Below are 16,164 nucleotides of genomic sequence, written 5' to 3' on the forward strand. Positions count from 1 at the left end.
CTCATCGAGAGCTGAGGAACCGAGCGATGTCCTCCGACTTGGAAATTTCCGCCACCGCAGTCGAAGAGCGGCTCGTGGAACGCCTTTCAGAGCTCACAGGTACACCCGCTCAGTTCGTCGACGTGGACGAACGGATCAACCGCTACCTCCGCGACTCGGTGCAGATGGTCCGGCTCCTGACCGATCTCGGGACCGAGCTGGGCAGGCCGTTGCGGCCCACGATGATGTGGGAGAACCCCACCGTCAGGTCACTCGCCCAGGCGGTGAGCGCCTCCGTGCGGCACGGGGAGCCGAGCCCGGTTCCCGCTCCGGCCACGCGCGGTGCCCGCTCCGACGAGGCCATCGCCGTCGTCGGCATGTCCTGCCGGTTCCCGGGGGCCGGAGATCTCGACGCGTACTGGTCGCTGCTGTCGAACGGGGTCGACGCCGTCGGCACCGTGCCGTCGGAGCGGTGGCACGCGGGCGACGCTCCGGCCGGGACCGACGGCTGGCGGGGTGGTTTCCTGGACCGGGTCGATGGTTTCGACCCGCAGTTCTTCGGCATCTCACCGCGTGAGGCGGCCGAGATGGACCCACAGCAGCGGCTGGCGATGGAGCTGTCGTGGGAGGCGCTCGACGACGCGGGCATAGCGCCCCACAGCCTCCGGGACACCCGGACCGGCGTCTTCTTCGGCGCCATGTGGCACGACTACGCCCAGTTGGCCGCGGGTGACCTCGCCGGAACCACGCAGCACACCGCGACGGGGCAGGACCTCAGCATCATCCCCGCCAGGATCTCCTACTTCCTCGGGTTGCGCGGACCCGCCATCACCCTGAACACCGCCTGTTCGTCCGCGCTGGTCGCCATCCACCAGGCACGGCAGAGCCTCCTGCTCGGCGAGTCGTCGCTCGCACTGGCCGGCGGGGTCAACCTGATCCTCGCGCTGGACAGCATGGTCGCGATGGACCGGTTCGGCGCGATGGCGCCCGACGGGCGGTGCAAGGCATTCGACAGCAGGGCGAACGGGTACGTGCGGGGTGAGGGCGGCGGTGTGGTGGTGCTCAAACCGCTGTCCCGCGCGCTGGCCGACGGCAACCCCGTCCACTGCGTCATCCGGGGGAGCGCGATCAACAACGACGGCTTCAGCAACGGCATGACCGCCCCCAGCCCGGCCGCCCAGGTGGAGGTCCTGCGCGACGCCTGCGCCGACGCCGGGATCGACCCCGCGCACGTCGACTACGTCGAGGCGCACGGCACCGGGACGATGCTCGGCGACCCGATCGAGGCGGGAGCGCTGGGCGCGGTGCACGGGGCGGGGCGCCCGGCCGACCGCCCACTGCTGCTCGGCTCGGCGAAGACCAACATCGGCCACCTCGAAGCGGCCGCGGGGATGGCGGGCTTCATCAAGACCGTTCTGGCGCTGAGCCACCGTTCCATCCCGCCGAGCCTGCACTTCGAGACCCCGAACCCGCACATCGACTTCGACGGCCTGCGGCTGCGGGTCGCTGCACGACGCACGCCGTGGCCGCGGCGGAACCGTCCCGGGCTCGCCGGGGTGAGCGCCTTCGGTTTCGGCGGCACCAACTGCCACGTGGTCCTGGAGGAAGCGGGCACGGGCGGGCCGCACCTGGTGCCGCTGTCGGCCCGTGACGAGGACGGGCTGCGCGCTGCGGCGGCAGAGCTGCTCGAAGCGTGCGAGCGACCCGGTGCGACGATGCCGGCGCTGCGTTCCGGTGCCGTGGCACGGGGAGTGGGGGAAGGACAGCGGCTGGCGGTCACCGCGGAGGACCCCGCCGATCTGGCGAGGCGGCTCACCGCGCACCTCGACGGCCGTCCCCTGCCCGGCACGGTGACCGGCCTCGTGGAAGCGGATCGCGGCAACCCCGTCTTCCTGTTCGCCGGTCAGGGATCGCAGTGGCTCGGCATGGGCAGGGACCTGGTGCTCGAACCGGCCTTCCTGGCCGCGATGCGGCGCTGCGACCGCGCGATGCGCCCCTACCTCGACGTGTCGGTGCTGGACGTGGTGCTCGCGGACGACCCGGCCTGGCTGGAGGACCTGAGGCTGGTGCAACCGGCGATCTTCGCCGTGCAGGTCGCCCTCGCCGCTCTGTGGCGCTCCTGGGGAGTGCACCCCGGCGCGGTCGCCGGGCAGAGCCTGGGAGAGATCGCGGCAGCCCACGTGGCGGGGTGCCTGAGCCTGGAGGACGCGGTGCGGGTCGTCTGCGTCCGCAGCACGATCGTGCACGGCGCCGCGTCCGGCTCGGGCGCGATGGCCGTGGTCGACCTGCCGGTCGAGGAGGCTCGCCGGGTGATCGCGAGCCGCGCGGACGAGATCTCGATCGCCGTCAGCAGCGGTCCGAACGCGACGGTGATCTCCGGAGCTGCTGACGCCGTGCGGGACCTCTCGTCCGAGCTCGCGCGGTCGGGCGTCACGCTGCGGCCGATCCAGGTGGACTACGCGTCGCACTCACCGCAGATGGACCCGCTGCTGCCCGAGCTGCGGTCGGCGCTGAGCGGTGTGCGTCCCCACCGCGGTGTCATCCCCTTCTACTCCACGGTCGTCGGCCAGGACGTGGCCGGTGACGAGCTGGATGCCGAGTACTGGTGCGACAACCTGCGTGAGCCGGTCCTCTTCGCGGAGGTGGTGCGGCTGCTCGTCGCCGAGGGGCGGCGCGACTTCATCGATGTGAACCCGCACCCGCTCCTCGTGCACAACGTGACCGAGTGCCTGGCGGAGGCGGGCCGCGAAGGTCACGTGCTGCCGTCCTCCCGGCGGGCGGAGCCGAGCCGCCCGGTGCTGCTCGACTCCCTCGGCCGCCTGTACTGCCTGGGGCAGGACGTGAACTGGTCCCGTGTGCACGCCCGGACCGGCCGAGAGCCGGCGGAACGCCCGCACGCACCGGACGGGCAGGAGCGGGAACCGGTGGTGCTGCCCCTGTCCGCGCACACCCCGGCCGCGCTCGCCGAGGGAGCCACGGCACTCGCCGAGGTCGTGCGGACCGCCGCTGACCTCGGGGACATCGCCCACACGGCCGCCCGCCGCTCTCCGCACGCGCGACGACTGGCCGTCGCGGGTGCTTCGCGGACCGAGCTGGCCGATGCACTCGAAGGAGCCGCGGAACGGCCGTTGGCGCCGACGTGGAAGAAGCCGTCCGTCGTGTTCGTCTTTCCAGGCCACGGCGCCGCTTGGGCGGGCATGGGCCTGGAGCTCGCCGCGACGGAGCCGGTGTTCAGGGATGCGCTGGAGGACTGCGCCGCGGCCATCCGGCGGGTCAGCGGGTTCTCCGTCCTCGACTATTTGCGGCGGGAGAACGGGGAAGCGGACATCCCGTTGATCGAGGAGGTGCAGCCCGCCCTGTTCGCGATGGAGGTCGCGCTGACGGCCCTGTGGAGGTCCTGGGGCGTCGAACCGGCCGCGGTCGTGGGGCAGAGCATGGGGGAGATCGCCGCGGCACACGCCGCCGGCGCACTGTCCCTCGAGGACGCCGCACTCGTGATCTGCCGCCGCAGCACGCTCCTGGCGTCGATCCGCGGGCAGGGTGCGATGGCGCTGGTCGAGCTCGGCCTGGAGGAGTCGCGGGAGCTCATCGGCCGGTGGGACGGCCAGGTCGAGGTCGCGGCGAGCAACAGCCCGTCCTCGACACTGCTGGCCGGGAGTCCCGAGGCGGTGGAAGAGGTGCTGGGCGAGCTCGAGCGCACGGAGGTGTTCGCACGGCGCATGGTCGTCGACGTGGCCGGGCACAGCCGGCAGGTGGAGCCGCTGCTCGGCGAGCTCCGCGCCGAGCTGCGCGGGGTCTGGCCCGCCGCGACCTCGGTGCCGTTCTGCTCCAGCGTCACCGGTGCGCTGAGCGCGGGCGAGGAGCTGGGGACGTCGTACTGGCTGCGGAACCTGCGTGAACCGGTGATGCTCTGCCCGGCCGTCGCCCTGCTCGCCGAGCAGGGGCACCAGGTGTTCCTGGAGATCAGCCCGCACTCCGTGCTCGGCCCGGCGATCGACGCGACGCTCCACTCGGTCGGCGCGACGGCCACCACGGTCGCCAAGGCGCACAGGAAGCGCGGTGAGCGGACAGGCCTGCTGGAAGCCGTCGCGGCGCTCTACACGGCGGGGTGCGAGGTCGACTGGGACCGGGTGCAGCCCGCCGGTGGCCGCACGGTTCCGCTGCCCGCCTACCCCTGGCAGCGCGAGCGGTACTGGCTCGACCGCGTACGTGGCACTCGCCGCGAGATGACGAGCGCGATCGATGACGGTTCGCGCTCGGAGCCGGAGGAAGTCGTCCCGCAGGAGGCCGCGAGCAGCTCCGACGACGGTGCGGCCTTCGAGGACCGGCTGGCGAACCGGGTGGCCAGGGTGCTGCGCCTGCGGCAGGACGAGGTCCAGCGCGACGTCCAGCTGAGCAAGCTGGGCATGACCTCCCTGATGGCGATGGAACTCCGCAACCTGGTCCTGCGTGATCTGGCCGTGGAGATCCCGGTCTCACGCGTGCTGCGGGCGGACGGGGTCTCCGCACTCGCGGCCGAGGTCCAGCCGTCGACCGGTGCTGGCCAGCCGGCGCCCGGCGCGGCGGCGCTCGTGGGATCGATGGACTGGATGGAGCTGTGAACGCGATGACCTCACTGGTGGAGCTGCTGAGGCGGGGCGTGCAGCTGACGCCGGCCGGTGACCGGCTGCGGTTGCGGGCTGCTCCGGGAACCCTCGACCCCGCCGAGCGGGATGCGGTGCGGGAGCACAGGTCCGAGCTGCTGGAGCTGCTCGGCGGGCGCTCGGCCTGCCGGCTGACCGGTGTGCAGAACCGCATCTGGTTCCTCGACAGGCTCGACCCGACGGGAGTGGCGTACACGTTCACCGTCACTTACCGGATCGAGGGGCCGGTCGACGCGCCGGCGCTCGCCACCGCACTGGAGACCGTCTGGCGCCGCCACCCCGGTCTGCGGGCGACCTTCGAGGAGATCGGGGGAGTGCCGGTCCAGTTCATCGACCCGGAGTCGGCACCCGTGCTGAGGAGTGCCGATCTCCTCGGCGCCGATGCCGAGGAAGTCGACCGGGAGCTGCGAGCGGCCCTGATCGCGCCGTTCGACCTCGCTCGTGGCCCGTTGGCGCGTTCGGTGCTCGTGCGCACCGGGGAGCGGGAACACGTGTGGGGGCTGACCCTGCACCACCTGGTCGCCGACGGGTGGACCACCGGGCTCGTCGTGCGGGAGGTCTCCGAGATCCTCAACGGCGAGAGCGGTGCGGACGCGGGCTTGGACTACACCGACTACGCCGAGTGGGAACGCACACACGCCGACAGCCCCGCCTCGGCCGGGAACCTGGACCACTGGGTGGGTGCGCTGTCGGGAAGCACCCCGCTGGAGCTGCCGCTGGACCACCCGCGCCCGCCCCGGCGCGGCCACGTCGGCGCGCGGGTCGACTTCGTCCTGCGACCGGAGCTCACCACCGGGCTCACGGAGCTCGGCAGGGAGGAAGCGGCAACCCGGTTCGCCACGCTGCTCGCCGTGTACCTCGTGCTGCTGTGGCACTCCACCGAGCGCGAGGACATCTCGATCGGCACGCCGTGCGCCAACCGGCTGGACCCCGGCTTCGAGCGGACCGCGGGGTGCTTCGTCAGCACCCTGGTGCTGCGCGTCGGCCTGTCCGCCGAGCTGAGCTTCCGCGAGCTGGTGCGCAGGACCGCCGCCGTGTGCGCCGACGCCTGGGACCACCAGAACTACTCGTACGAGAAGCTGGTGAGCGAGGTGGCCGGCAGCCGCGACCTCAGCCGCAGTCCGCTGTTCCAGGCGTTCTTCGCCTTCCAGGACGCGTTCCACCCGCTGAGGCTGCCCGGCGCCACGGCCGAGCTGCGCCCGTTCGACACCGGCAGCGTCCAGTTCGACCTCGAACTGCACTTCCACCCCGACGCCGGCGAACGGGGACTGCTGGGGAGCTTCTACTACGACACGGCACTGTTCGAGCGGTCGACGGTCGAGGCCATGGCCCGCCGCTGGCAGCACCTCGCCGCGTTGCTGGTCGGCTCCCCGGACCTGCCGATCGGCGACGTCTCCCTGATGACCGAGCTGGAGCGCCGGAACCTCCGCAGGCGCAACAGCACCGCATCGGACCACGCACGGGACACGACGGTCGACCGGCTCGTGGCGGCATGGGCCGAAGCCGACCCCGAGCGCGTCGCCGTCCGCTGCGACGGCCGTGAGCTCAGCTACGCGGAGCTCGACCGCGCGGTGTCGGCATTGGCCTGCCGCATCGACGCCGCGGGCGGTCGTGGCCGGCGACTCGGGATCTTCCTGGACCGCAGTCCCGACATGGTGGTGGCGGTGCTGGCAGCGGTCCGCGCGGGAGCGGTCTTCGTCCCGCTGGCCACCGATCTGCCCGAGGAGCGGATGGCCTGGATCGTCGAGGACACCGGCATGTCCCTGGCGGTCACGCGATCGGACCTCGCCGCCCGCCTGCCCGAGCGGGTCCGGCCGCTGCTGGTCGACGGGTCACCGGACGCGACGCCGCACCGGCCGCTCGAGCCGCCCGCAGCCGGCAGTCCCGCCTACGTGCTGCACACCTCCGGGTCGACGGGCCGGCCCAAGGGAGTCGAGGTGCGGCACGACAACCTGCTGAACCTGCTGCACGCGATGGCGGTGAAGCCGGGAATCCGGCAGGACGACGTGTTCCTCGCGGTGACCAGCCTGTCGTTCGACATCTCGCTGCTGGAGCTGCTGCTCCCGCTGGTCACCGGTGCGGCGGTCGTCGTCGCCACCGCGGGGGAGGCGGCGGACCCGGCTCGCCTGGCCGGCCTGCTGGACACCAGTGGTGCCACCGTCATGCAGGCGACGCCCTCCACGTGGCGGATGCTGTTCGACTCCGGGTGGAAGGGGCTCTCCCGGCTCACCGCGCTGTGCGGCGGAGAGGCCATGAGCCGCGACCTGGCCGACCAGCTCCTGGCCGGGTGCCGGGAGGTGTGGAACCTCTACGGTCCGACCGAGACGACCATCTGGTCCGCCCGCTGGAAGGTCGACGCGACCGGTCCCGTGCGCATCGGGGAGCCGATCGAGAACACCCGGTTCTACGTCGTCAACGGACGCGGCCTGCTCGTGCCGCCCGGAGTGCCGGGCGAGCTGTGCATCGCGGGGGAGGGCGTCGCGAACGGCTACCTGAACCGGCCGGAGGAGACCGAGCGGCGATTCGCGGACCTGGCGGGGGTGGCCGACGCGCCCGAGCGCGTCTACCGCACCGGTGACCTGGTCCGCGAGTCGGCGGACGGCACGCTGACCTTCCTGGGCAGGACGGACCAGCAGCTCAAGGTGCGCGGTCACCGCGTCGAGGCCGCCGAGGTCGAACACGCGCTGCGCCGGCACCCCGCGGTCGTCGACGCCGCGGTCACCCTGGCGGCGGACGGAGTGCTCGTCGCCCACCTGGCCGCGCATGACGGCGACACCGTCTCCGCGGGTCGGCTCAGAGAGCTGCTCGCTCCTGTCCTCCCCGCCTACATGGTGCCGCAGCGCTTCGTCCTGCACACCGCGCTTCCGATGACTCCCAACGGCAAGGTCGACCGCACGGCGCTGTCGTCGATGGTCGCGGAGCCGGCTCCGAGCGCCACCGCGCACGAACCGCCGGCCGGCGGGACCGAGGCGGTCGTCGCGGAGATCTACGGCGACCTCCTCGGCCGGACCGGGGTCGGCAGGCACGACAGCTTCTTCGACCTGGGCGGGCACTCCCTGCTGGCCACCAGGGCGCTGTTCCAGGTCGAGGAGCGCTTCGGCGTGCGGGTGGAGCTGCAGAACCTCTTCGCGCACCCCACGGTGTCGGCGCTCGCCGCACGGATCGACGACGACCTCACCCGCGGTGTCCGGGACGACCTCGCCATCAGCGCCGCGCTCGACCAGCTCGAGTCGATGTCGGACGAGGACGTCGCCCGCCTGCTCGACGGCCTCCACTGACCAACCAGCGAACCAGCGAACCAGCGAACCAGGAGACAGTGTGAACACGACCGACCGGCTCCAGCAGCTGTCCGACACCAAGCGACTGGCGCTGTTGCGGCTGCTGGAGAACAAGAACATCGGGAACGACCGGCTGCTCACCCTGGAGGGGTCGAACGTCAAGGTGCTGCGGGAGGGCACCCCGATCCTGTTCCTCTACCCGGCCACGGACGGCAGCGTGAGCTACATGAACAACTACCTGCCGCACATCCCCGAGACCTGGGGCGTGTATGCCCTGCAGACCCCGGGAATGGACGGTGAGCAGGCGCCGTACCGCACGGTCGAGGAGCTGGCCGCCCACGGCATCCGCCAGATGCGCCGCGTCCAGCCGGAGGGCCCCTACTACGTCGCGGGGAACTGCATGGGCGGACTGCCCGCGTACGAGACGGCCCGCCAGCTCCACGAGCAGGGTGAACGCACCGGTCTCGTCCTGCACCTGATGCCGAACTTCAACCGCCCCTGGAAGGAGCTGCCGGTCGACAGCGCCTCGTTGCAGCAGCGGGCGATCATGGACTACGTCTACATCATCGAACGCCTGCTGGCCGTGCGGATCGACCTGCCGTGGGACGAGCTGAACGAGCTCGACGAGGACGCACAGGTCGAGTTCGTCGTCCGCTACGTCGACGAGCACGACCTGCTGTCCGGAATGGACCTCGACGTCTTCCGCAACCGGATGGCCATCTACAAGGCGAACCTCTCGGCGATGCTCACCTACGACCCGCCGACCGGCTTCGACGGCAGCATCACGATCCTCGCCGTCGGCGAGGCCAGCCGGCAGGAGACCGCGATCCACGCGATGTCGCCCTACGCCGCACCGCTGCGGTCGATCCACCGCGACCGGATCACCACCGTCTTCGTGGACGCCGACGGCGGCGCGCTGTTCGACGGTGCCGAGCCGGACATCGGCAAGATCGGCCGCGAGCTGCGCGAGATCGTCTCCGCGGCGGGCGAAGGCACCAGGGCGTGACCACCGAGGAACAGAACCGGTATCCGCACCTGTTCTCCCCGTTGCGGGTGGGCAACGCGCGGCTGAAGAACCGGATCGTGTTTCCGGCGATCATGAACAACTACGCGCGCCAGGGGCTGGTGACCGACCGCACGGTCACCTTCTACGCCGAGCGCGCGGCCGGTGGCGCGGCGATGGTGGTGTCCGAGGCGCTGTTCGTCCACCCGAGCTCGGTGCCCCCGCAGACGGGTCTCGCGGCGTACGAACCCGCCAACACCGCGGGCTTCGAGCGCCTCGCGGCCGCGGTCGAGGAACACGACTGCCGGATGGTCGGTCAGCTCCTGCACTCGGGCAGGCAGCAGGTGCGAGGTCCGGTGTCGGACAGTTCGATCGGGGTGTCGCCCCTGCCGGACCCGTACAGCTGGACGGTTCCGCACGTGATGTCCACGTCGGAGGTCCGGATGATCGCCGAGTCGTTCGTGGCTTCGGCCGCCGTCCTGCAGCGTGCGGGGTTCTCCGGCGTCGAGGTGCACGCGGCGCACGGTCACCTGATCACGCAGTTCCTGTCGCCGTGGTCGAACACCAGGCAGGACGAGTACGGCGGCGACCTGGACGGGCGGACCAGGTTCCTGCGCGAGGTCCTGGCCGGCATCCGGTCGGTGTGCGGGACGGATTTCCTGCTGGGCTTGAAGATGCCGGGTGACGAGCTGGTGCGGGGAGGCATCACCGCGGAGGAGTCGGCTCGCATCGCGAACCGGGTGGGCCAGGAGACTCCGCCGGACTACCTCGCGTTCGGCCAGGGCAACTCCTCGCTCAGCTTCGGCGACCACGTGCCCGACATGCACTACCCGCCCGGCCCGTACCTCGGGATCCAGCGCGACCTCAGGGCAGCGGTGGACGTCCCGGTCGTGGCGTTCGGCCGCGTCACCTCCGCTGCCGAAGCCGAGGCCGTGGTCAGGGACGGGGTCGGTGACCTGGTCGGCCTGGGACGTCTCCTGGTGGCCGATCCCGGCTTCCCGGCCAAGGTGCGGGCGGGCCGCGAGCAGGAGGTGCGGCCGTGCCTCTACTGCAACGTCTGCTGGGGAGAGGTCACCAGTGGCCGCACGATCGCCTGTGTGGTCAACCCCGACCTCGGCACCGGTGGTGAAGCCGCCGGCCGGGTGCGCGGGTCGTCGACGAAGCGTGCGGTGACCGTGGTCGGCGCCGGTGTGGCAGGTCTTCGGGCCGCCGCGGCGGCGGCCGAACGAGGGCACCGGGTGACCTTGCTGGCCGGACCGCACCTCGGCGGCAAGGCGAGGGTGGAGTCGCTGTTGCCGGGACGTGCTGACATCGCCACCACGCTGGAGCACCACCTGTGGCTGGTGGAACGCAACGGCGTGCGCATCGAGCGGAGTGCGCGCGTGACGGAGGAGATGGTCCTCGCGACCGGTCCCGACGTCGTCGTCCTCGCCACCGGGGCGCGGATGATGCGACCGCCCACCCTGGCCGCCCACGGCGAGGACGGCGTCAGCGTGCGCGACCACCTGGTCCACGGCGACGGCGGAGGCAGCGACGGCACAGCGGTGCTGTTCGACTTCGACCACTCGGCCGGGACCTACGCGGTGGCCGACCTCCTGGCGCGGCGGTACCGCGACGTGGTGCTCATGACGCCCAGGGCGTCCCTGGGCGACGCGGTGCCGTACGTGAGCCGCCTTGGTGTCCACCGGAGACTGCACGAGGCGGGCGTGCGCATCGAGTTGTCGACCGAACCGCTGCTGTACGAGGACCGCGTGCTGCGCTGTGCGAACGTCTTCACCGGGCGGCTCACCGAGATCGAGGACGTGGCCCTGTTCACCTGGTCGACCCCGCGTCAGCCGGTCGACGAGCTGTCGGGTCCGCTGTCGGCGAGCGGGGTGCCAGTCCACGTCATCGGGGACGCGTACGCGCCGGGAACCATGCTCACGTCGATCCGGGAGGCCGAGGTGCTCGGCAGGCGGCTGTGAGCGCGCCTCAGCGGTTGTTCCTCCGGGCTTCCGGTTCACCCAGCCAACTCCGTGGAGATGAGATGCTGAACAGCAGCACGGGCCGTTGCCCTGTGCAAGGGCGGTTCGACCCGCTGGCTCCCGACTACCTCGCCGACCCGTACCCGGCGCTCGCCACCCTGCGCGAGGAAAGCCCGGTCTTCTACGAACCGCAGCTCGACATGTGGCCGGTGACCCGCCACGAGGACGTCAAGCGCGTCCTCACCGATCACGAGAGCTTCTCCGGTGCGATCACCCAGACGCCCTTCTACCCGCTTGCACAGGAAGCGAAGGAGATCCTCGACGCCGGGTTCCACGCCACCCCGACCGTCTCCAACTGCGACCCGCCCAAGCACACCAGGGTGCGCGCCTTCAACGTCAAGGCGTTCTCCGCCAGGAGGATCGCGGGGCTCGAACCGGTCATCCGCGCCTGCACCACCGAACTGCTCGACGGTGCCGCCTCGAAGTCGCGGTTCGACCTGGTGCACGAGCTGACGGCACCACTGCCCGCCAAGATCGTGTTCAGCCTGATCGGCTTTCCCGAGTCGGACTCGGAAGCGCTCAAGGCGCTCGCCCTCAACCGCATGGCCTTCACCTGGGGACGGTCCACACCGGACGAACAGGTCAGGATCGCGGGAAGGATGGTCGAGTACTGGCGGTACTGCACGGACTTCGTCGCCGCGCGCAAGGAGGACCTGCGGGACGACTTCACCAGCGACCTGCTCCGCTCGCACCTCGCGGATCCCGCCGCGCTGTCGGTCGAGGAGATCGTCAACGTCATCCACGCGGTGAGCTTCGCCGGCCACGAGACCACGACCAACGCGTCGTCGAGCACGCTGCAGCGGCTGCTCACGCACCGGGAGCAGTGGGAGGCGATCTGCGCCGACCCGTCGCTGATCCCGAACGCGGTCGAGGAGGGTCTGCGCTTCGACCCGAGCCTGCACACCTGGCGCAAGATCACCACCAGGCAGGTCGACATCGGCGGGGTCACCGTCCCGGCGGGGGCCAAGCTCCTGCTCCTCATCGGTTCCGCGAACCACGACCCGGCACGGTTCGCCGACCCGGACCGGTTCGACGTCCACCGGTCCAACCCCCAGCAGCACCTCACCTTCGGCAGGGGAATCCACGCCTGCTTCGGTGCTCCGCTGGCTCGGCTGGAGATGCGGGTCGTGCTGGAGGAGCTGACGGCACGCCTGCCCCACCTCCGGCTCGCGGACGGTGAAGTCGTGCGCTACCACGAGAACGCGTGCTTCCGCGGCCCCGTGCGGCTGTGGGTGGACAACCCGGCCGCCGCCTGAGCCACCACGACCCACGCGCCCGGATGCGGGCGAGCTGCGAACCGACTCGACCTAGGAGAACTGCACTGAGGTACTGGGAACGTCACGTCGCACTGCCGGCCGATCCTCTTCGCGTGGCTGCCACGCTCGCGGCGACGTCGACCGAGGACAACGTGCTCTACGAGAACCAAGGTTCGATCTGCTGGGGTGAGGGCGCCCATGCGACCGTCACCACGCGGGCGGGCGAACCGCTGTCGGCGCTCGCCACCCGGCTCGCGGAGGTCGACGTCGACAACTGGCGCGCTTACGGCTGGGCCACCTTCGAGCTGTCCTACGCGTTGTACGGACTGGACGACGCGCCGACGACCGACACGGTCACCTTGATGATCCCGCGGCGTGAGGTGCGCTTCGAGAACGGCATTGCCCTCCTGCGCGCACTCACCGCGGCGGACGTGAACGCGCTGGAGTCGCGGCTCGCGGCTGCCGTGCTGACCGGCGGGGTCGAGCCGGCGGAGGCGCGCGTCGAGGTCGATGTCGACGGCCACGACGCGGAGAGCTACCGGGCCGCGGTCGCGGCGGGCATCGCGGAGATCCGCTCCGGCGCGCTGGACAAGGTGATCCTCTCCCGTGTGGTACCGGTGCAGGAAGACATCGACATGCCCACGACGTACCTCACCGGCCGTCTTGCCAACAACCCGGCGCGATCGTTCCTCCTGCGCCTTCAGGGCTGGGAGGTCCTCGGGTTCAGCCCGGAGATCGTGATCAGCGTGAGCTCCAAGGGCGAGGTGGTCACCCAGCCGCTGGCCGGCACGCGCGCCTTCTTCGGTGATCACGAAGCCGACCGGGTGCGGCGTGACGAGCTCTACCGCGACGCCAAGGAGGTCTTCGAACACGCGATCTCGGTGCGCCTGGCCGCGACCGAGCTGTCGACCGTGTGCAGACCGTCGACCGTCCGCGTCGAGGAGTTCATGAGCGTGAAGGAACGCGGCAGCGTGCAACACCTCGCCTCCCAGCTCTCGGGTTCGCTCGCACCGGACCGCACCGGCTGGGACGCGTTCGCCGCCCTCTTCCCCGCGGTCACGGCGTCCGGCATCCCCAAGGCCTCCGCGTGCGAGCTGATCCGGCGCGCCGAGACGCAGCCGCGCGGCCTCTACAGCGGCGCCGTGCTGACCGTCGACCAGGACGGCGCCATCGACGCGGCTCTCGTCCTCCGCAGCGTGTTCCGCCGCGACGGCGACATCTGGCTGCGGGCAGGCGCGGGCATCGTCGCCCAGTCCACCCCTGAACGGGAACTGGAGGAGACGCGGGAGAAGCTGCGCAGCGTGTCGCGCTTCCTCGTGCCGTCCGCGGAGTGAACCGAGCCGGCGGAGAACCCGCGTTCCACCCCGTGGAACTCAGCGATCTGGGTCACACCCTTTCGACTACATTCATTGCCATCGTTCAACAAAGCCAGCGGGGGATTTCACCAGGAGTGACCATGAGCGTTCAAGAGCAGTTGCGCGGCGGTGCACCGGATCTCGACGACTTCCCCACGCTGTGCAGTGTTCCGCTGCGGCCGGAATGGTTCGACGACGAGGAAGAAAACCCGGCAGCGGGGGTCGTCCGGGGTACGGACTGATCAGCAGGAGATCAGCTGCTGGTGCAGCGAACCTACCCGTAGTAGGTTCGCCTGCATGACCCCGGACGCCACCGCGCACGTCGATGTCGCCGCCTCACCGCAGCGAGTGTTCGAACTGGTCAGTGACCTGCGAAACCTGAGCGGCGTCGCCGAGGAGTACGCGGGCGGCAAGTGGCTGGACGGCTCCGGCCCGTCGGTCGGCGCGCGGTTCCGCGGCGTCAACCGGCGCGGACGGCGGGTGTGGCCGACGACCTCCACGGTGACGGACTGCTCCGTGACCCGGTTCGCGTTCGAGGTGAGGTCGCTGGGGCTTGCGGTGGCGCGCTGGCAGTACGACATCGAGCCGACCGCCGGCGGGTGCCGGGTGACCGAGTCGACCTGGGACCGCCGGCCGGGGTGGTACGTGCCGATCACGCGGCTGGCCACCGGCGTCAAGGACCGGGCGGTGACGAACCAGCGGAACATCGAGGCGACGCTGGAGCGGTTGAAGAAGGTCGCGGAGTCGGGCTGACCGCGCAGAATTCCACGGACCTTAAACCGATTTAAAATCCTTTGCCCACAACCGAATTCTGAACCCGCCCCGTGATCTCCCCGTAGTCATCGGTACAACACCGATCCACCCCGAGGAGACACAGGATGGGCGCTCGACACCGCAAGCCCGCCATGATCGGCGCGGGCGCTGTGCTCGCGGTCGCCGCTGTCGCCGGTGGCATCTTCGCCTTCGGCGGCACCAACTCGAACGCGGCCGAGGACTGCGGCGGACTGGACCAGGCGCTGCGGAACAACCTCACCTTCATCGCCGGTCAGCAGGCGAACCCCGACGCCCAGTCGGACGCCCGCATCGCGAACCGCCAGGCGGTCGTGAACCTCATCAACCAGCGACGTGCTGCCGCCGGTTGTGGTGGCAACGTCCAGGCGCAACCCGAGAAGGGCCAAGCCGCTACGTCCGGTGAGGACTGCGGCGGGCTCGACAAGGCGTTGCAGAACAACCTGAGCTTCATCGCGGGCCAGAAGGCGAACCCGGACGCGCAGTCCCAGGCGCGCATCGCGAACCGGCAGGCCGTGGTCGACCTCATCCAGCAGCGGCGCAAGGCGGCGGGCTGCGCGGGTGACGGTGGCGCGGGCAACGCCGACCAGGCCCAGCCCGCTCCCCAGCAGCCCGGCACCGGTCAGGGCAACGGTGGCGCATCCGGGCAGCAGGTCTGCGCCGGCTCGACCGTCACGCTGTCCGGCGAAGGTGGCGCGCCCGCCGCGTCCAGCGGTGAGTTCCCGATCGGCACCACGCTCAAGGTGACGAACCTGGACAACGACAAGTCCACCACCGTGAAGGTCGCGTCGGTGTCCGGCAGCTGCGCGCTGCTGAACAACGCCGCCTTCGAACAGGTGCGGGAGCCCGGCAAGTTCCTGATCCGCCGGGCGCTGATCGAGAAGATCGGCTGAGAGTCCACACCGGACGGTTGCCGCAGGACGGCTGTTCTCCCGAGGCACGGGGGAACAGCCGTTCCGCGCGTTCGGCGATGTCGCGCTAGGACCACGACCAGCTGAACCCGCGCACACCGGGCCGCACGTTCAAAGCCACGTCCAGCAACGTGCGCCCGGGAGCCACCTCGGACCCGTCCGCGAGCTGGACGGCGGAGGCGGGAGGGGCACCCTCGAACGTCACCTCGAGCACGTACTCCCGCGTCGGCAGGCGGAACTTGCGCTCGTAGCTCGTCGCGGGAGGACAGGGCGCCTGGTTCACGATCTCGTGCTCGACCACGACGCTCTCACCCTTGCGCAGCGGCCGTTCGAACAGCAGCTCCGCGACCAGCAACCCCTCGGCCGGCTCCTGGACGACCCGTCCGACCGTGCAGTTCTTCAAGGCCTTGACCAGCGGTGGCGGGCGGTCGCGGTCGTCGTCGTGCAGGATCACGACCCACCGGTCGGGCCCGTTCATCAACGCCGACAGCACCTGCCGGGAGCGGAAGACCCGTTCGGTGCGGTCCGCTCCGATCGTCACGAAGTCCTGCTGGCTCACGCGCAGGAGCTGGTCGTCCCACTGCGTGTCCAGGTCGTGCAGGGCGTGCTCGACGGGCGCGGGGACCGGCCAGAACGCCGACACCGGCGCCGGCGCCCCGCGCAGCCAGCGGCCGCGTGAGCGCGGGGGGTCGAGCAGCTCCGACAGGTGGCCGGGAGGCACCCGCAGGATGTGCTCGAGGTGGACGACGGCCTGCAGCGACTTCTGCCGCTCTGGCCGCCTGCGACCGGTCTGCCAGCAGCTCAGCGTCGCCATCGAGACGGAGACGCCGTTGTGCGAGAGGTGCTCGCGCAGGCGCTCCAGACCGAGACCGCGATTCGTGATCGCCGTCCGGAGAGCCTGCGCGAACTCGTCCACGCCGGTCACG

General features: G+C 71.0%; 10 protein-coding genes. 9 read left to right on the plus strand and 1 reads right to left on the minus strand.

The genetic code is table 11. The features are described from left to right. Nucleotides 1-26 precede the first annotated feature (26 nt). The 9 genes from ACZ7CH_RS27580 to ACZ7CH_RS27620 all read left to right on the plus strand — a co-directional run bounded on the left by ACZ7CH_RS27580 (nucleotide 27) and on the right by ACZ7CH_RS27620 (nucleotide 15,220). Entirely contained in the window at nucleotides 27-4,580 is a 4,554-nt protein-coding gene (locus tag ACZ7CH_RS27580; RefSeq protein ID WP_470375288.1) for a type I polyketide synthase, read from the plus strand. Nucleotides 4,581-4,585: 5 nt separating this feature from the next. Then, nucleotides 4,586-7,900 (plus strand): non-ribosomal peptide synthetase, encoded by a 3,315-nt coding sequence (locus ACZ7CH_RS27585; RefSeq protein ID WP_470375289.1) that lies wholly within the window; start codon nucleotides 4,586-4,588, stop codon nucleotides 7,898-7,900. A gap of 40 nt (nucleotides 7,901-7,940) precedes the next feature. Then, on the plus strand, nucleotides 7,941-8,906 hold the full coding sequence (locus tag ACZ7CH_RS27590) for a thioesterase domain-containing protein (RefSeq protein WP_458432788.1): 966 nt from the start codon (nucleotides 7,941-7,943) through the stop codon (nucleotides 8,904-8,906). Then, nucleotides 8,903-10,867: an oxidoreductase gene (locus ACZ7CH_RS27595; RefSeq protein WP_470375290.1), complete on the plus strand. Its 1,965-nt coding sequence runs from the start codon at nucleotides 8,903-8,905 to the stop codon at nucleotides 10,865-10,867. The genes ACZ7CH_RS27590 and ACZ7CH_RS27595 overlap by 4 nt, the downstream gene beginning before the upstream one ends. Nucleotides 10,868-10,929: 62 nt before the next feature. Further along, complete coding sequence (locus ACZ7CH_RS27600; RefSeq protein ID WP_458432786.1) at nucleotides 10,930-12,183, plus strand: cytochrome P450; 1,254 nt, start codon at nucleotides 10,930-10,932, stop codon at nucleotides 12,181-12,183. Nucleotides 12,184-12,296: 113 nt separating this feature from the next. Next, nucleotides 12,297-13,517: a salicylate synthase gene (locus ACZ7CH_RS27605; RefSeq protein ID WP_360384781.1), complete on the plus strand. Its 1,221-nt coding sequence runs from the start codon at nucleotides 12,297-12,299 to the stop codon at nucleotides 13,515-13,517. A gap of 32 nt (nucleotides 13,518-13,549) precedes the next feature. Beyond that, on the plus strand, nucleotides 13,550-13,780 hold the full coding sequence (locus ACZ7CH_RS27610; protein ID WP_458432785.1) for a hypothetical protein: 231 nt from the start codon (nucleotides 13,550-13,552) through the stop codon (nucleotides 13,778-13,780). A 55-nt stretch (nucleotides 13,781-13,835) separates the two neighbouring features. Then, nucleotides 13,836-14,291, plus strand: coding sequence for an SRPBCC family protein (locus tag ACZ7CH_RS27615; RefSeq protein ID WP_360384777.1), 456 nt, complete (start codon nucleotides 13,836-13,838; stop codon nucleotides 14,289-14,291). 200 nt (nucleotides 14,292-14,491) lie between these two features. Further along, nucleotides 14,492-15,220 (plus strand): hypothetical protein, encoded by a 729-nt coding sequence (locus tag ACZ7CH_RS27620; protein ID WP_470375364.1) that lies wholly within the window; start codon nucleotides 14,492-14,494, stop codon nucleotides 15,218-15,220. An 85-nt stretch (nucleotides 15,221-15,305) separates the two neighbouring features. Here ACZ7CH_RS27620 and ACZ7CH_RS27625 read toward each other — a convergent pair whose 3' ends face one another. After that, nucleotides 15,306-16,154 (minus strand): XRE family transcriptional regulator, encoded by an 849-nt coding sequence (locus ACZ7CH_RS27625; RefSeq protein WP_470375291.1) that lies wholly within the window; start codon nucleotides 16,152-16,154, stop codon nucleotides 15,306-15,308. Nucleotides 16,155-16,164: the final 10 nt, after the last annotated feature.

It is taken from the genome of Lentzea sp. NPDC037011 (genome assembly GCF_055607425.1).